Source organism: Herbiconiux gentiana (assembly GCF_024978135.1).
Classification (GTDB): Bacteria; Actinomycetota; Actinomycetes; order Actinomycetales; family Microbacteriaceae; genus Herbiconiux; species Herbiconiux gentiana.
Genome location: NZ_JANTEZ010000008.1, coordinates 22,451 through 39,121, shown reverse-complemented (window position 1 = coordinate 39,121; position 16,671 = coordinate 22,451). Strand labels below are relative to the sequence as shown.

The window sequence follows — 16,671 nt, the reverse complement described above, 5'->3', positions numbered from 1 at the left end:
CGAGCTTACGGGATGCGCCCGGCCCGCCCGCGGTTGCGACACCGCGGCGGGGCGCCGCTCAGGGTGCGTGCGTTACGGTCGCATCATGAGAAGCACGGCCGAGGCGCGACGCTCGGAGGCGGCCCGCGAGGCCATGACGCAGTTCGCGCGCGGCGGCTATGACGGCACCCCTGTCGGCGTGGTGGCCGAGGCGCTCGGCGTCTCGCAGCCCTACCTCTTCAAGCTGTTCGGCAGCAAGACCGGCCTCTTCATCGCCTGCGTCGAGCTCTGCTACGACCTGATCGAGCAGAACGCCAGGGCGCGGCTCGCCGAGAGGGCCGCCGCCGGGCATCCGGGAACCCTCGACGACATCGGGTACGCCTTCAGGCACACCATCGCCGAGGCCGATCTGCTGCGCTTCCAGCTGCAGGCCTGGGCGGCGTCGGCCACGCATCCCGAGATCAGGACCGTGGTGGCGGCCCGCTTCAGCCGATCGCTCGAGCTGAGCCGCGAGCTCACCGGGGCGAGCGCCGACGAGGTGAACGAGATGTTCGCCCGCGGCGCCCGCCTGGTGGTGTCCACCGCCCTCGGCATCGAGCTGCTGAGCTAGCTCCGGGCGGGCGGATGCGCCTCCGCGCTAGCTCGTGACCGTCAGCGTGTTGGTCACCGAGACCAGGCTCACGGTCGCAGCCATGATGAACCCGCCGACGTACGGGTTGCCCGTCGCGCGGTAGAGCTTCCGCGACACGACGGCGGCCACCGCGAGGATGACGATCACCGGGAACAGCCAGATGCTGAAGATGCCGCCGAAGCCCGGCACCAGCTCGCCGCTGCTGAAGAACACCGTGTACTGCACCACGACCAGCACGATCGGGGCGAGGGCGTTGAACAGGGCGAGCACGGCCGTGTTGACCCATTCGCGCCCGCCGAGGGTGAAGCGGTTGAACACGTTCACCGCGACCGAGTTGGCGAAGAAGTAGAGCAGGAAGAACGGCAGCACCAGCAGGGCCAGCGGGATCTTGTCGGGCGTGAACCACTTCACCGCGAGCACCCAGAGGCGGAAGTCAGTGGTGAAGAAGTAGTCGACCACGGCGACGATGCCGAACGCGGCGACCACCACGACGAGGCCGAGCAGGACGGCCTGGAAGAACTTCTTCCAGCCCGGCAGCATGCCCGCGGCACGCAGGTCGAGCCCCGTCCTGCGGCCGACGGCGAACCACGAGACCGCCATGATCAGGAGGGCGGCACCACCGTTGATCGCGGCCCACAGGGCGATGAAGAACACCGCGCCCTGGGGGAACAGCGAGGGGGCCGAGTTGAAGGCGAGCGTGCCGATCGCGTCGCTCTGCGACAGGGCCACGTAGGTCACCCCCGAGATCAGCGCCGAGACGACCATCGAACCCCAGAACCAGACGAGACCGGTGCGGTTCAGCGGCTTCGCGTCGGGCAGCTCGGTGCGACGCAGGCCCGCGAAGGCGCGGGTGCCGAGCAGGGCCCGGGCGAAGGCCACGAGGAAGATGCCGAAGCCCACGAGTCCGAGGGCGTTGAAGAACTCCTTCCACTGCCAGACCTGGGCGCCGGGGTCGATGGCGTCGGGCGCTCCGAGGGTGGCGTCGAAGTAGGCGATGACGTCGCTCGTGGTCTGCTTCGAGAACGGGCCCCACGGGTGGGTCTGGGCCGGCGTGTAGAGGATCCGCCGAGCATCCGTGCCGTCGACCGACTCGGTATAGAACGTGCCGGCCTCGCGGGTCTCGCCGGCGGTGGCCGGGTCGACGCCGAAGTTCAGGAAGGACTGGGCGTTCGGTGTGCCGACGAAGTCACGCGGTGCGGTGAGCGCCACCCCGTTCGCGTCGTAGCTGCGGAAGAAGAACTCGTCGTACTGGTCGGCGACGAGACCGACGTCGCGGCTGCCGTAGATGTTCGTGTACTCGCCGTCGGCGTCGGCGTAGAACGCCTCGTTGTCGACCAGCAGCACCGAGGAGATCAGCGGGGTGGGAGCCTCGTTGTCGGCGACCACGCTGTAGTTGGCGGCGCGCGCTCCGTTGGAGTGCCCGGTGATGCCGATGCGGTCGGTGTCGACGTAGGGCAGGTCGGCGACCAGCTTGACGGCGTCGTACATGCCGGTGCCGTTCACGGGGATGGCCTCGTTCGCGAGCGGTTCGGAGTTGCCGTGGCCGTACATGTCGATCGAGACCACGACGTAGCCGCGGCGGGCGAGCTCGACGTAGTTGGCGTCCTGCATCTCGCGGTTGTTCCACCAGCCGTGGCTGACGACGATGGCGGGTGCCTTGTCGTCGGCGGTCGCGGTGTCGGGCTTGAAGAGCAGGGCGCTCAGGGTCTCGCCCGAGGAGGTCTCCCAGCGCAGGTCCTTCACGGCCACGTGGCCGCCGGAGGTCTGGACGAGGGAGGCTCCGACGGCGGAGATCAGGCAGAGGGCGAGGGCGATCGCCAGCCAGAGCGCGTTGCGGCGCGGTGTGATGTGCTTCATTGCTGTTCCTTCACGGTAGTGACTGGTCGCTAACCTAACCCGCAGTGGCTGTCGACACCGGCCGATGGTGCCTGATCTGCACATCTGTGCAGAGTCGTCGGGCGCTCGCAGGAGCCGGATGTTAGCCTTGCCTAAGTTGGGCCTGTTAAAACGTGCTGGCCCTCCGACGAAAGGACATGATTCGCGTCATGGGTTACATCAAGTCCGCCGCTCTCGAAGAGACCGGCTACGTGGTTCTCGACCGCTACAACAAGGAGATCGACCCCAAGGAGTGGCTCGACATCGAGTACGTCGACTGGAAGTCCTCCGGTGACACCCGCTTCGCTCCGCTCGCCAGCGCCAAGGGCGAGATCGAGTGCAACGGGTTCTGGAACCACAAGCCGCCGCGCACCGACAAGGACGGCGTCTGGATCGACTCGCAGACCGAGATCGCCCCGACCCTGACCGAGCGCGCCCAGGAGCCGGGCGCGAACGTCGGCCGCTGCCGCGTGATCGAGCTCCAGCCGAACACGTACGCCGACGCCCTGTACAACCTGCACCAGGACGACAACAACCGTCTGAACCCCGACGGCACCGGCTGGGTCGTGCGCGGATTCTTCAACCTCACCGACGACAAGGACAGCTACTTCGTGCTGCGGCACAACCGCACCGACCCCGAGGGCGAGGTGCGCATCGCTCTTCCCGCCGGCGCGCAGCTGATCGTCGACACGCAGCGCCTCTGGCACGCGGCCGCCCACTACGGCACCGAGCCCCGCTACTGCCTGATCACGTCGTGGGAGTCGGGCCCTCAGCTCGACGAGTACATCGCGAAGTACAACGGCCAGGAGCACGTGCCGAGCGTCGAGGTCGAGCAGGACGTGCTCGACGCCGGCCAGGCCGAGCAGACCCGTCGTATCGCCGCCCGTGCCGCCGCCCTCGCGGCGCGCGGCCAGGCCGAGAAGGCGGTGATGAGCGAGGCGTAGGCCCCGTCCACCGAGAAGGGCCCCGACGCTTCGGCGTCGGGGCCCTTCTTCGTTCGTGCCGCTCGCGACTACGCGTTCGCGAGGGCGGGGGTGAGGCGCACCAGGTTCGCCGTCGACGAGTCGTCGAGCTCGGCGATCGCGTCGCGCGACTTCAGGAAATCGCTGAACGAGCGGAAGCCGAGGGCCTTCTCGCTGAACGACGGGTCCATGCGCTTCATCTGCGTCTTCACGAGCGAGCTGTGCAGCCACTCGTCGTCGTCCTTCTCGTGGCCGAGTCGCAGGGCGCGCTCGAGCAGGCTCGAGGCGAGGGCCTGAGGGTCCTCGGGCTCGGGTTCGGGCTCGGTCTCCGGCTCGTCCTCGATGATCTCGGGCGGGTACTTCGCGCGCCGCGGGCCGCGCTTCTTGGCGGCCGGGGGTGCGACCTGCTCGAGCGCATCCTGCAGCAGGCGCTCGGCGGCGGCCACGTCGGTCGCCACGGCGTCGGTGGCCGCCTCGGCGGCGGCGGTCGCTGAACCAGAGGTCGTCTCGGTGCTCTCGGTGCTCTCGGTGGCGTCGGCTGTGTCGTCCGACGCGGCGGCCTCGACGGGGGCGGCGCTCTTGCGGCCCCGACGGGAGCCGCCCGACGAGCGTGAGGAGGCCTCGTTCGCCGCCGGCGCCGCTGCAGGCTCCAACTCGGGCACCGGCTTCACGCCCGGCAGGGCGTCGTAGGTGGCGAACTCGTCGCAGGCCGCGGCCAGCGAGCGGCTCGTCGACCCGGCGACGCCGATGCCGACGACGTAGCGGCCGAGGCGCTTGCAGCGCTGTGCCAGCGCGATGTAGTCGGAGTCGCCAGCGACGATCACCACGTGGGTGAGGTCGGGCAGGCGGAACATGTCCTCGATGGCGTCGACGGCGAGGCGGATGTCCGCGCCGTTCTTCGCGTAGGCCGCCGCCGGGAACAGCTGCACCAGGTCGACAGCGCGCCCCACGAGCTGGCCGCGGTAATCGGCGTTCACCGATGCCGACCAGTCGGCGTAGGCGCGGGTGAGCACCAGGGTGCCGAAGGAGGAGGCGAAGTCGATCACCGCTCCGATGTCGACGGTGGCGCGGCGCAGCTTCTCGGAGTTCTCGGCGTCGCCGCCGCCGAAGCCACGCGACTTGTCACGCATGAACTGGCTGCGACCGTGCACCTGGTCGTAGCGCGAGATGATGATGTTGTCGAAGTCGATGTAGACGGCCACACGGGCGTCGACGGTTTCGGTCATGGGCGTGCTCGTTCCGATCGGGGAGGTGACCCCAGTCTGCTGCCTCGGGCGCTAGTTGTGCGCGGTCAGCCAGGCGATGGGGTCGACGGGGGTCTCGTCGAGGTGGATCTCGAGGTGCAGGTGGGCACCGGTGGAGGTGCCGGTGTTGCCGACCGAGCCGAGCTGCTGGCCGACCACGACGGCCTGGCCCTCGGACACGACCGGTGAGCCGGAGAGCATGTGCCCGTACCAGCTGCTGACGTTCTGGCCGTCGATCACGTGGTCGACCACGACGTACACGCCGAGGCCGCCGTTGTCGGAGCCGTTCACGAGCCGCACCACGCCTGAGGCGACCGCCGAGATGGGCTTGCCCTGGCCGGGGGTGAAGTCGACACCCTTGTGGTTGGTGCTGCCGATGCCGCCGGGGGAGGAGCGGGGGCCGAAGCCGTCGCTGATCGGCACGCCCACCGGGAAGGGCCACTGCACGGCGCTGTCGGGGTTGTTCGTGTAGGTCGAGGCGGTGCGGAAGCCGATGGAGGCGACCTTCGCCGCGACCTCGGCGGCGCGGGCGGCGGCCTTGGCGGCGGCGAGCTCCTCGGGGGTGGTGGCACCATAGCCGTCGCGCCAGACCGAGGCGGCGGTTCCGGAGGACGTTAGCAGCTCCTGCGCAGCGGGCGCCGCCTCGATCTCGGGGGTGTACGCGAAGGAGTCGGAGGTCTCGATCGCCGAGAGCGAGGTGGCGGCGGCCAGCAGTGCGGCGAACGACATGGCGACGACTGCCTGCCAGCGTGGCTTGCGCGGGGCGCGCCGAGCGGCGGGGGCGGGCCGGGCGGCGGCGACCGTGGTTGCGGCGACGGCGGTGGTCGCGACCGCGGTGGTCGTCACCGCGGTGCTCGTGGCCGGCGCCGGTCGGCGCTTCGCCGCCGCCTCGGCAGCCCGCTCCTGCTCGCGCAGGGCGCGACGCGACAGAGGCGCCGACGGGTTGTCGGAGGGGGGAGTCAAGGTCACTCGGGTTTCGCTTTCGTCTCACGCCGCGGAGGTGGGCGGCGCATGTGCGGCTCGAGGCCGCACCGATCGTCGTCATCCAGCTTACAGACGCCTCATAGGTAACGCCTGAAAATGCCGATCACCCCGCCGACGTGCCCTGCGACGGATCGATCTCGTCGATCAGGGCCACGGCGATCGACAGGGTCGGCGTGGTCGAGTTGGTCGAGGTGTTGCCCGCCATGGCGATCTGCGTGCCGGTCTCGGGCCGGGTCAGCACCACCGAGCTGAAGCCGAAGATCGCCCCGTCGTGCCCCAGGTACTCGTTGAAGTTCGTGATGCCGAGCCCGTAGCCGAAGTCGAGCTTCTGGCCCTCGAAGCGCTGCGTCTGCAGGCGCCGGGCCTGGGTGAGCGGCCCGAGCAGCCGGCCGTCGGCGAGCACGTCGCCCCAGGCCGAGACGTCGTCGAGCGTCGAGATGAGCGCCCCCGCCCCGGCCGGCACCGCCGGGTTCACCTCGTTCACCACGGTGGGCGGCACCGCGGGGTCGATGGCGCCCGCGCTCGTCACCGTGGGCACGTAGCCCTGCGGATGCGGAGACCCGATCTCGTCATCCGCCGGGTAGTAGGTGTTCAGCAGCCCGGCCGGCCCGATCACGCGACGGGTCAGCACCTCGGCCAGCGAGGCGCCGTCGACCCGGGCGGCGATGGCCCCGAGCAGTGCGTAGTTCGAGTCGCAGTACTGCACCTCGGCCCCCGGCGCGAACTCGGGCGGGTTGCGCAGGATGACCTGCAGCGTCTGCTCCAGGCTCCACGGCATGGCCGGGTCGGCGGCGAACCGGTCGTCGAACCGGGCGTCGGCGGTGAAGTCGGCGATGCCCGAACGCATACCGAGCATCTGCTCGAGCGTGATCTCCTTGGCGTTCGGGACCTGGGGGTACCACCGGTCAAGAGTGTCCTCGAGGGCGAGCAGGCGTTCGTCGACCATCCGCAGCACCGCGGTCGCGGTGAACGTCTTGGTGATGCTGGCGATGCGCACGAAGTCGCCGGAGCGGTAGGGCTCCTCGGTGTCGAGGTCGGCGACGCCGGCCGTGCGCAGCCACAGCGCTCCGTTGGGCAGGCGCACGCGCACCGCGCAGCCCGCCAGGCCCGACGCGGTGAAGGCCTCGTCGAAGGCGGCCTCGAGACCGGATGCGCGTTCCGCCGTCGGGGCGCCCGCCGCCGTCGACACGGCCATCCCTTCGCCACCGCGCGGGCTGCAGGCCGCCAGGGCGGACAGGGCGAGGGCGCCGCCGCCCGCGCCGATCAGTGCGCGCCGGGTGAGGGGGCGCCCGGGGGAGGTCATGCGCCCGCGGACGGTGCGGACGGTGCTGCAGCCGGTGCGGCGGTCGATGCGGATGCCGATGCGGCGGTCGATGCGGCGCGGGGCTTCTTCGCGGTCTTCACGGCCTTGGCCGGCTTGGCGCGGTTGCGCTCGATCGCCCGGCGCACGAGCTCCTTGAACGCCTCCTCGTCGACCGAGTGCCCCTCCGCGAACTCGACGCTGCGCCGCTGGTTGCCCCCGAGCTCGCCGTTGAACAGTCCCGCCGGATCGTCGAGCGAGGCGCCGTACATGAAGCCGAGCTTGACCTTCGACTTGAAGATGTCGCCGACGATCAGGATGCCGTCGAGCTCCCAGACGGGCGAGCCCATCCACTTCCACTCCTCGACGATGCCGGGGTCGACCTCGAGGATGATCCGGCGCATCTCGGCGAGCTTCGCCCCGCGCCAGTCGGGATGCTTCGCGATCAGCTGGTCGATCTCGTCGCTCGCGCTCATGCCGGGTCCTTCCGTTGCGGGTCGGCCCAGAGTACCGCCGCGAGCGGCCGCGGCACAGAGGTCTACCGGCTCCGGCCAAACGAGCGTCGTCTAGTCGGACACCGGAGCCGGCCGCCGGTGCCGTGTGCGCACGAGCAGGACGATCGCCAGCACCACCGGGGCGGAGGCGATCAGCACGATCAGGGGAACGAACGGCACCGCGGCGAACGAGAACGTCGCGTCGACGGGTTCGAGGGCCGCACCGCCGAGACCCACCCCTTCCGGCAGCACCTGCACGGCACCGCTGAGCCAGACGAGCGCGGCGACGCCGTCGAGACGCTGCCGCACCTCGATGGCCGATCCGGGCAACACCTCGGCCAGCTGCTCGCTCGCGGAGGTGCCGGCCAGACCGAACGGTCCGCCCGCGGTCACGGAGGAGACGGCGGTCACCCGCGTGTCCCCGGTGTTCTCGAGCGTGTAGACGATGTCGAGCGCGCCCACGGCCAGCGGGTTCCAGCTGCCTGAGTAGTCCACGCGCATCCCGCTGACCGCCGCGGAGGGGGTGAGGTCGCCCTCGACACGGAGGTAGACCCGGCTGCCCAGCCGCCGGTCGACCTGCACGGTCGCCGAGTCGGAGGCGGTCGGCGTGGAGGAGATCAGACCGGCGGGATGATCGCCGGGACGCGCATCCGCGGGCACCGTGATGCGGAACGGCACCGCCGTGGTCTCACCGGGCTGCAGGGTGACCTGGGGGACGGCGACGGAGATCCAGGCGCCCGCGTCGGTCGAGGGTGTGCCGGCGGGGAGCAGGTCGATGCTGCCCTCCCGGGTGGTGAAGGCGTCGGCGGCGTAGACCTGCAGTTCGAGAGGGGCCGCCCCGTCGTTCCGGATCTCGAAGGCGTCGTCGATGACGGCCCCCGGTTCGACGGCGTAGTCGAAGTTCGCCCGTCCGGTCTCGGTGGTGCCGTCGGGCAGTGCCCGGTCGGCGGGCGCGACGCTCCAGCTGGGGCCGGTGTCGGCGGAGGCGAAGGGAACGGACGGCGCGGCCGTGGCGGCATCGGGGAGGCCGCCGACGGGTGCCGCGATGAGCGCGAGGGCGAGAGTCGCAATGGCCAGGCGGGGCGAGAGGGTGCGCATGGAGATCCTGAGCTCGGGGGAGGAGAGAGGGGAGAGGGGAGAGGGAGGAACGGGGTGGGGTGAGGCAGGGGGCGGGACGTGCATCCGCCCCCTGCCGGGTCGAGCCGAGCGGTCAGCTCAGCGCGGTGATGGTGAGCGTGGAGGTGTAGTCGCCCGCGGGCGTCGAGCTCGGGATCACCAGACGGAGCTCGGCCCCGATGGTGGCGCTCGCCGCGGTCGAGCTCGCCGCGAGGATGCCCGAACTGCCGAGCCCGGGGCCGCCCTGGAGCTGGGGCGCCACGGCGGCTCCCGCCGCGACACCCGTGCCCGAGTCGGTCACGGTCGGCGTCCAGCCGAGCGCGTCCGCTCCGAAACCGCTACCGCCGCTACCGCCGGCACCGCCGATGCCCGCCGTGAAGGCCGCCACCTGACCCGAGATGCTCCACTGGTAGGCGGAGGTGCCACCCGTGCGGGTGTCGGTGACCGTGATCGGGGTCATCGGACCCTCGGCCACGAAGGTGCTGCCCGCCTGGGTCGCGGTGCCCAGGGCGATGGCGTCGCCGCCGGCGAAGCTCCAACCGAACGAGCCGTCCTCGGGCTCGGGGGTGACGACCGTGGGAACCGTCACCTCGATGTCGCGGGAGTCGGCCGCCGGCTCCTCCGGGGGAATGACGACCGCGCCCTCCAGCGAGTAGCTCACCGCGAGCGGGCTCGCCGGCTTGGCCGCGTCGCGCGAGCCGCCCGAGCTGTACCAGTAGCTCGCCTGGCCGGTGGCGGTCTGGAAGTCGACGAAGCTCTGCGGGAACGATCCCCAGCTCGCCCCGCTCGTGGCCTGCGGGGTGCCGGAGGTGGTCACCGGAACCCCGAGGTAGGCCGGGGTGACGCTGAAGCCCTCGTCGTCGGCGGACGCCCCCGCGATGTCGGCCAGCACGATCTGCCGGGCGGCGACCGGCACCCACTGGCTCTGGTCCTCCATGCTCGTTCCGTAGCCGCTGGCGGTCGCGGTCAGCACGCCGTCACCGGACGGATCGAGGGTCAGGACGGGGTCTGTGGCCGTCCAGTAGGTCAGGCCGCCGTAGAAGGCGACGGTGAACGACCCGGTCCACGAGATCTCGATCGAGCCGTCGGCGGCCGCGGTGCCCGAGCCGCCGCCGAAGACGACGGCGTTCTTGGTGAGGGAGGCGGTCGATCCGGGCGACACGGCGGTGCCGGCCGGGGTCTGGCACTTCGTGGCCCAGCTCGCGGGCACGAGAGCGCCCGACGCATCCGGCTTGACGATGCTGACGTCGCCGCTCTCGGCGGAGTAGAAGCCGTCGGCCTCGGTCCACAGGCGTGAACTGCCGGTGTCGCCGGCGGTGCCGGCGCTGAGGAAGTTGCAGCCGCCGAAGTAGGCTCCGCCCCCCGCCTCGTTGCTGAGGCCCCAGGTGAACGAGGCGTCGGTGATGGTGCCCGCGGAGGGCGCGGCGCTCGCCGCGGTGGTCGCCGTGAGGGCGAGACCGGCGGCGAGCGCGGCCGCCGCGGTGACGGCGAGGGGGCGGCGGAGCGCGCTGCGCCCCTGCCTTCGGATGGTCGAATCCACAGTGCTGCGTGAAGCCACAGTGCTGCCTTTCTGAACGGTTGACGAGCGCCCTAAGTTAGGACAGCCTAACCATAGTAAGTTAAGCCTAACCAAAGCTAGAGTGGATTCCGTGACCTCCCTGCCCCGCCCCCTCCTCGCCGTCACCGGCGCCCTCGTGAGTCTCGTCCTGCTCTGCGGATGCTCGTCCGACGCCGGTGGATCGGCCGCCGTCGGCCCGGCCACCCCCGCTCTCGCCGAGGTGACGCCGGTCGCGAATCCGAAGGCCTGGGAGGGGCCGTCGAGTGTCGAGGCCCGATCGAGCGCGGTCGAGGCGATCGTCGAGCCCCCTCAGGTGCTCCCGACGACGGTGACGGATGCGCAGGGCACGACCGTGACCGTGACCGACACCTCGCGCATCCTGGCCCTGGACGTGTACGGCTCGCTCTCGCGGATCGTCTTCGAGCTGGGCTTCGGCGGGAACGTGGTGGGCCGGGACGTCTCGAGCGGCTTCGCGGAGATCGCCGATCGGCCGCTCGTCACCCGGAACGGCCACGACCTCAACGCGGAGGCCATCCTGGCGCTGGCACCGACGGTGATCGTCACCGACACGAGCCTCGGCCCCTGGGACACCGTTCTGCAGCTGCGCGACACGGGGGTTCCGGTCGTCGTGGTCGACTCGCACCGATCCCTCGCCGGCACCGGGGAGCTGATCGGGCAGGTGGCGACCGGGCTCGGGGTGCCGGCGCGCGGCGACCTGCTGGCGGCGCGGACCGGGGCCGAGATCGACCGGGCGGTCGCGGCGATCTCCGCCGTCGCCCCCGCCGATCCTGCCGAGCGGCTGCGCATCGTGTTCCTCTACGTGCGCGGGCAGGCCGGCGTCTACTATCTGTTCGGCCAGGGCTCGGGTGCCGACGACCTCGTCACCGCGCTGGGGGGCATCGACGTCTCCGCCGAGATCGGCTGGAGCGGCATGCGCCCCCTGACCGACGAGGGGCTGGTCGCCGCCGCGCCCGACCTCGTGCTGATGATGACCGGCGGCCTCGAGTCGGTCGACGGCGTCGACGGTCTGCTCGAGGCCGTACCCGCGCTGCAGCAGACGCCCGCCGGGCAGCACCGCCGGGTGGTCGACATGCCCGATTCGCAGATCCTCAGCTTCGGGCCCGACAGCGCCCGGGTGCTCGAGGCGCTGGCCGTGGGGCTCTACGCCCCGGATGCCGCCCGGTGACCGCCACGGTCGCTCCGGTGGCGGTGCCGGCTCCGCGCCGGGTCGCCCCGGTGCCCTCCGGGGCGGGTCGGTACCGGTTCACGGTGCTGCTGCTCGGGATCGGCATCGTGCTGCTGGCGGTGGTCTCGGCCGGTGTCGGGCAGCTGCCGATCCCGCTGCCGGAGATCGTGGGATCGCTCGCGCTGCACGGCAACGAGCTGCTGGCCGGGGTCGGCGCCCCGGCGGTGCTGCCCGTGCCGGCGGTGCCCGCGCATCCGAACGCCGACGCCACGCTGTGGGCCATCCGCTTCCCGCGGATCGCGATGGCGGCGGTCGTCGGGGCGTCGCTGGCCGTGGGCGGGGTGGTGATGCAGGGGGTGTTCCGCAATCCGCTGGCCGAGCCGGGGGTCGTGGGGGTCTCGGCCGGGGCGGCGCTCGGGGCCGGCACGGCGATCGTCCTCGGGGTCACCTTCCTCGGCATCCTGACGGCGCCGGTCTTCGCGTTCGCCGGGGGCCTCGGAACGACGCTGCTCGTCTACCTCACCGCGCGCTCGCGAGGGCGCACCGAGGTGGTGACGCTGCTGCTCACCGGGATCGCCGTGACCGCCGTCGCGGGGGCGGGCATCGCCTTCCTGATGTTCGCCGCCACGACGCAGCAGCGCGAGCAGATCGTGTTCTGGCAGCTCGGCTCGCTGAACGGCAGCCGGTGGCAGGACGTCGCGATCGTGCTGCCGATCTGCCTGGCCGGCACGGTCTTCGCGCTGCTGCTCGCGCGGCGACTAGACCTGATGGCCCTGGGGGAGCGGCAGGCGCGGCATCTCGGGGTGCCGGTGGAGGCGACAAGGGTGATCGCCATCGTCGTGATCGCGATCCTGACGGCCGCGGCCGTGGCGCTCTGCGGGATCGTCGCCTTCGTCGGTCTCGTGGTGCCCCACCTCATGCGCATGCTGCTCGGCCCGGGCCATGGGCGGCTGATCGTGGCGAGCGCACTGGGCGGGGCACTGCTGCTGCTCGCCGCCGACCTGGTGGCGCGCACGGCGGTGCCCTATGCCGATCTGCCGCTCGGGATGCTGACCGCCCTGGTGGGTGGGCCGTTCTTCTTCTGGCTGATCCGGCGCACGCGGCGGCGGTCGGGCGGGTGGGCGTGATGCGTGGGGCGGGAACCCGGGTCGTCGCCGACGGGGTGGGGGTCGTGCTGGAGGGCCGCGCCGTGCTCAGCGGGGTCGAGCTGGCCGTCGATGCGGGGGAGCTCGTCGCGCTCGTCGGGCCGAACGGAGCGGGCAAGTCGACACTGCTGCACGTGCTGGCGGGTGACGTCGCGCCGACGTCGGGCTCGGTGACGCTCGACGGTCGCGCCGTGGCGTCCTGGCGCGCGGCAGATCTGGCGCGCATCCGCTCGGTGCTGACGCAGTCGAACGAGGTGTCGTTCCCCTTCACCGTGCGGGAGGTCGTGGCGATGGGACTCGCCCCGTGGACCGCGCTCCCGCCGGCCGAGGAGGAGGCGCGCATCGACTCCGCCGTCGACGACGCGGAGCTCGCGGCGCTCGAGCACCGTCGTCTGCCCGAGCTCTCGGGCGGAGAGCAGGCGCGGGCGGCCTGGGCCCGGGTGCGGGCGCAGGGTGCGGGGCTCGTGCTGCTGGACGAGCCGACGGCGAGCCTCGACATCCGCCACCAGGAGCGGCTGCTCGGACACCTGCGTCGACACACCGAGGAGGGCGGGTCGGCCGTCGTCGTGGTGCACGATCTCGACCTCGCCGCCGCGTACTCCACCCGGGTCGTGGTGCTCGAAGCCGGTCGGGTGCGCGCCGACGGGCCACCCGCCGACGCTCTCGACGCGGCGCTGCTGAGCGCCGTGTACCGTCACCCGATCCTCGTGCACCGGGTCGCCGAATCGGGCGAGCTGCTCGTGCGGCCGGCACGGACGACCGTTCCCCTCGGAGGTCCATCCCATGCCTGACCGCAGCAGGCTCGCATTTCTCGTGGCCCTCACCGCCCTCGCGGCCGTCGTGGCGCTCGTGCCGGCGACCGCCCCACCGACCGCTCCGCCCGCCCACGCGGCCGGGTCGGTCAGCGTCGCGAACGCCGACGGCGTCGCGAACGCCGATCCCGACTACGCGACACCCGTCACCGTGACGGGCAGCGGCTTCCAGGCGGTCACGGGCGGCTTCGGTGGCGTGTACGTGCTCTTCGGCTGGATCGATCCGGCCTCGTGGCGCCCCAGTCAAGGGGGCCAGGTGGGCGTCGACTACCGCTACGTGCCCGACAGCGAGGCGAAGGACAACGCCGGCTTCCAACGCTTCGTCGCGTTCCCCGGCAGTGACACGGCCGACGCCGCCAACGCCGTGATGGACGCCGCGGGAGGGTGGAGCGTCGACCTCGTCGTGCCCGGGGCCCGCTTCGAGAGCCTCGATCGCGACGGCGAGGTCGGCGAGGTGGACTGCCGCGAGGTGCAGTGCGGCATCATCACGATCGGGGCGCACGGGGTGAAGAACGCGAGCAACGAGACGTTCACGCCGATCTCGTTCGCCGTGGGCGCCGGTGCGGGCGGTTCGGGTGCCGGCTCGGGAGCCGGCTCCGGTGCCGGCGGTTCCGGTGCCGCTTCGGGAGCCGGCGCGGGCTCGACCGGCGGTTCGGCGGATGCGCCCACCTCCGCCGCCGCGTCGGGAGCGTCGGCGGCGCGCGTCGGCTACACGACCTCGACGGCCGTCGCGGGCAACGCCCTCAGCTTCGCCGGCCGCGGGTTCACGCCGGGTGAGCAGGTCGTGGCGACGCTCGGCGACGGGGTCGCCGCCGTCGGTCCGCTGGTCGCCGGCGCCGCCGGAGAGGTCGCCGCGGTGATCGACGTCCCGGCCGATCTCCGGGCCGGAACCCATGTGCTCATCCTCACGGGCGCGGCCTCCGGTGCGGTCGCGCAGACGGAGGTGACGGTGCAGGCGGCGGCCGGTGGCGGCGGCTCGTCGTCGCTCGTGCCTCCGGCCAGCGCGGGCGCTGCGGTGCCGCCCTGGCTGTGGGTCGCCGTCGCGGTCGCGCTCCTGATCACCGTCTCCCTGCTCGTGGCGAGCCTCGTCACCGGAGTGGTGCGAGGGGCCCGTCGCCGCCGTGCGCGGCGCTCGGCCCGAGCTGCGATACCGGGATCGGTACCGGCACCGCGATCGGTTCCGACCGGGGGGTCGCGGTTCGAATCCAGCACCGAGGTGCTCGAGACGGTGCGGCGGTGAGCGCGGCGCGAAGGGCCGCGAGACGCGCCGGGTTCGGGTGTGTGCTCGTGCTCGCGGTCGTCCTCGGGGCCGGAATGCTCGCGGGTGCGGGTGCGGGGGCGTCGGCGTCGGCCGCCACGGAGCCGGGTGGGGACGACCGGCCCATCACCGTGACCGTGCCCGAGGGCGGCAGCGGAGGCGGCGTGGTCGCGAACGCGCAGCTGCGCTGGGGGCTCAGCCGGGAGGCGAGCAGCGGGTCGTTCGCGGGCGGCTGCAACTTCCTCAGCGCGGGCGCCGCGGGCGATGCCGGCGGGGCACGGGTGTGGACCGAGGCCGACGGGCTCTACGCCGCCCGGAGCGGGTCGGTGCGGATCGAGAAGCTGAGCGCATCCGGAACCTGGCGGACGGCCGACTTCGCGAGCCGCTGCCTCGATCCGAACGGCGTCCCGGTGAGCGCGGGGTCGCTCACCGCCTCGACGAGCAGTCAGGTCGTCCTGGACGGTGGCGTCGGGCAGGTCGGGGTCGACGGGGCGACGATCCGCTGGACGGGTTCGTTCACCGTCGCCTTCTACGGCGGCATGACCTACTGGACCGCCACCGACCCCGAGCTGACGATCGGCGCCGACGGCAGCGGCCGGCTCGTGGCGACGCTGGGCGGCTACGCCACCAGCATGGACGACCTCACCGAGTGGGAGCCGCTGCCCGCCCGCGAGGTGGTGCTCGCCGAGCTGAACGGCGTCGACCTCGGCGCCGCCGGCGGGTTCACCGCCCAGCCCGAGTATCTCGGTGTCGACGGCGGCGACCCGGCGCAGGTCGCCCGCACCGCCGTGAACGAGGCGTACTGGGGATCGTTCCCGTCGAGCTTCGTGGACTTCCAGGCGTCGACGGGGCAGGCGTCGTACTGGTTCAGCTCGGGTGGCCAGCGCGACCCCGCCAAGCCCGCCACCCCGCTGATCGTCAACTACGACGCGACGGCCCCGGCGGTGGTGCCCGAAGCGCCCGCCACCCCCACGGGGGCCCAGCCCTCCAATGCGGTGGTCGCTCGACCGCCGGGCGGTGGCGGGGTGGCCGCGGCGGGTGCGCCCGGGGCGGGTTCGGCCGCGTTCCCGGTGGGTGACACCCTGACGGCTGCCCGCTCCGAGCCGGGGCTGGTTCCGGATGCTCTCGACGGCGCCGAGGGCCTCCTGCTGCCCCTCGCCGCCCTGGTGCTGTGCCTTCTGGCGAGCACGCTGTGCGTGCTGCAGCTCTCGGGCCGGCTGCCGCTGCCGTGGGTGCGAGCCGCTCAGGCCGGGTCGGCCGGGGCCGCCGAGGCGCGGCCCGCCGTCGCGCGACGGTAGAGCCCGGCCGCGACCGCCGCGCCCACGACGGGGAACACGATGAACGCCCACACCTGCGCCACCCAGTCACCTCCGCCGAACACCGCGGTGGCGAGCGATCGGGCCGGGTTGAGCGAGGCGTTGTCGATCGGCAGGGCGACGAAGAGCATCAGGGTCAGCGTGCCGCCGATCACGAGCGGCGCGAGCGGGGTTCCGGTGCGGGGGTGGGTCGTGGTGAGCACCACGACCACCAGCACGGCGGTCGCGACGACCTCCACTGCCGCGACCGGCACCAGGCCGAAGTGGCCGGGGGAGAGCATCCCGTACCCCGTCGACGCGAAGCCCGCCCCGACCGCCGCCGACCCGCCGTCGGCGCTGCCGAGGAGGAGAGCCCGCACGAGCGCCGCGCCCGCCACCCCGCCGACCACCTGGGCCGCGAGGTAGACCGGCACGAGGCCCCAGCGCAGCCGGCCCGCCACCGCGACGCCGATCGTGACCGCCGGGTTGAAGTGCCCGCCCGAGACCGGGCCGAGCACCGCCGCACCGATCGCGACGGTCAGCCCAAGTGCGACGGCCACGCCGAGCAGTCCCGTCCCCGGCTGGGCGGCGACTCCGTTCGAGTCGGGCGAGGTGAGCAGGGCTGCCCCGATCAGCCCGAACACGAGCAGGAAGGTGCCGCCCGCCTCGGCGGCGGCCCGGCGGAGAGGCGAGGCGCCGGAGGGGACGTGGGCGGGGTTCTTCTGGCTCGGCATGACGTGAGGCTACGCATCCGGATGCCCGTGCCGACACGACCGGCGTCGCAACCTCGTGCCACGTCTGTCGAGCCGCGCGGTGGCCGATGCGAGACTGG

The 16,671-nt window shown here is 72.5% G+C and carries 15 protein-coding genes; 7 read left to right on the top strand and 8 right to left on the bottom strand.

The annotated features are described in order from the left end of the window. Window positions 1-85 precede the first annotated feature (85 nt). Window positions 86-589, top strand: coding sequence for a TetR/AcrR family transcriptional regulator (locus NVV95_RS16310; protein ID WP_259487609.1), 504 nt, complete (start codon window positions 86-88; stop codon window positions 587-589). 27 nt (window positions 590-616) lie between these two features. Here the strand turns inward: NVV95_RS16310 and NVV95_RS16305 are convergent, their stop codons facing one another. Next, complete coding sequence (locus NVV95_RS16305) at window positions 617-2,467, bottom strand: alpha/beta hydrolase family protein (RefSeq protein WP_259487608.1); 1,851 nt, start codon at window positions 2,465-2,467, stop codon at window positions 617-619. A gap of 188 nt (window positions 2,468-2,655) precedes the next feature. Here NVV95_RS16305 and NVV95_RS16300 point away from each other — a divergent pair, with 188 nt between their 5' ends. Continuing rightward, window positions 2,656-3,429 (top strand): hypothetical protein, encoded by a 774-nt coding sequence (locus NVV95_RS16300; RefSeq protein WP_259487607.1) that lies wholly within the window; start codon window positions 2,656-2,658, stop codon window positions 3,427-3,429. 68 nt (window positions 3,430-3,497) lie between these two features. Here NVV95_RS16300 and NVV95_RS16295 read toward each other — a convergent pair whose 3' ends face one another. The 6 genes from NVV95_RS16295 to NVV95_RS16270 form a co-directional block, all read right to left on the bottom strand. Then, window positions 3,498-4,673 carry an NYN domain-containing protein gene (locus tag NVV95_RS16295; protein ID WP_259487606.1) on the bottom strand — a complete coding sequence of 392 codons (1,176 nt, stop codon included), beginning with the start codon at window positions 4,671-4,673 and terminating at the stop codon, window positions 3,498-3,500. Between the two features lie 51 nt (window positions 4,674-4,724). Next, a complete protein-coding gene (locus NVV95_RS16290; RefSeq protein WP_259487605.1) occupies window positions 4,725-5,660 on the bottom strand; it encodes a M23 family metallopeptidase in 936 nt (311 codons plus the stop codon). Window positions 5,661-5,778: 118 nt separating this feature from the next. Further along, window positions 5,779-6,978, bottom strand: a complete 1,200-nt coding sequence (locus NVV95_RS16285; protein ID WP_259487604.1) for a serine hydrolase domain-containing protein — start codon at window positions 6,976-6,978, stop codon at window positions 5,779-5,781. Beyond that, window positions 6,975-7,451 carry a DUF1801 domain-containing protein gene (locus NVV95_RS16280; RefSeq protein ID WP_259487603.1) on the bottom strand — a complete coding sequence of 159 codons (477 nt, stop codon included), beginning with the start codon at window positions 7,449-7,451 and terminating at the stop codon, window positions 6,975-6,977. Before NVV95_RS16280 ends, NVV95_RS16285 begins: the two co-directional genes overlap by 4 nt. Before the next feature lie 90 nt (window positions 7,452-7,541). Beyond that, window positions 7,542-8,567 carry a WxL protein peptidoglycan domain-containing protein gene (locus NVV95_RS16275; RefSeq protein ID WP_259487602.1) on the bottom strand — a complete coding sequence of 342 codons (1,026 nt, stop codon included), beginning with the start codon at window positions 8,565-8,567 and terminating at the stop codon, window positions 7,542-7,544. A gap of 112 nt (window positions 8,568-8,679) precedes the next feature. Next, window positions 8,680-10,143 (bottom strand): hypothetical protein, encoded by a 1,464-nt coding sequence (locus NVV95_RS16270; RefSeq protein ID WP_259487601.1) that lies wholly within the window; start codon window positions 10,141-10,143, stop codon window positions 8,680-8,682. 91 nt (window positions 10,144-10,234) lie between these two features. Between NVV95_RS16270 and NVV95_RS16265 the strand changes: the two genes are divergently transcribed. The 5 genes from NVV95_RS16265 to NVV95_RS16245 are packed head-to-tail and all read left to right on the top strand — an operon-like array spanning window position 10,235 to window position 15,842. After that, complete coding sequence (locus NVV95_RS16265) at window positions 10,235-11,329, top strand: heme/hemin ABC transporter substrate-binding protein (RefSeq protein ID WP_259487600.1); 1,095 nt, start codon at window positions 10,235-10,237, stop codon at window positions 11,327-11,329. Then, the gene (locus tag NVV95_RS16260) at window positions 11,326-12,456 is read left to right on the top strand and encodes a FecCD family ABC transporter permease (protein ID WP_375163851.1); all 1,131 of its coding nucleotides are present in this window, start codon (window positions 11,326-11,328) and stop codon (window positions 12,454-12,456) included. The genes NVV95_RS16265 and NVV95_RS16260 overlap by 4 nt, the downstream gene beginning before the upstream one ends. Next, window positions 12,456-13,265 (top strand): heme ABC transporter ATP-binding protein, encoded by an 810-nt coding sequence (locus tag NVV95_RS16255; protein WP_259487599.1) that lies wholly within the window; start codon window positions 12,456-12,458, stop codon window positions 13,263-13,265. Before NVV95_RS16260 ends, NVV95_RS16255 begins: the two co-directional genes overlap by 1 nt. Next, window positions 13,258-14,526, top strand: coding sequence for a hypothetical protein (locus NVV95_RS16250; protein ID WP_259487598.1), 1,269 nt, complete (start codon window positions 13,258-13,260; stop codon window positions 14,524-14,526). Before NVV95_RS16255 ends, NVV95_RS16250 begins: the two co-directional genes overlap by 8 nt. 47 nt (window positions 14,527-14,573) lie before the next feature. Next, the gene (locus NVV95_RS16245; RefSeq protein ID WP_259487597.1) at window positions 14,574-15,842 is read left to right on the top strand and encodes a hypothetical protein; all 1,269 of its coding nucleotides are present in this window, start codon (window positions 14,574-14,576) and stop codon (window positions 15,840-15,842) included. Here the strand turns inward: NVV95_RS16245 and NVV95_RS16240 are convergent. Further along, on the bottom strand, window positions 15,788-16,573 hold the full coding sequence (locus NVV95_RS16240) for an aquaporin (RefSeq protein WP_259487596.1): 786 nt from the start codon (window positions 16,571-16,573) through the stop codon (window positions 15,788-15,790). The genes NVV95_RS16245 and NVV95_RS16240 overlap by 55 nt on opposite strands. Window positions 16,574-16,671 lie beyond the last annotated feature (98 nt).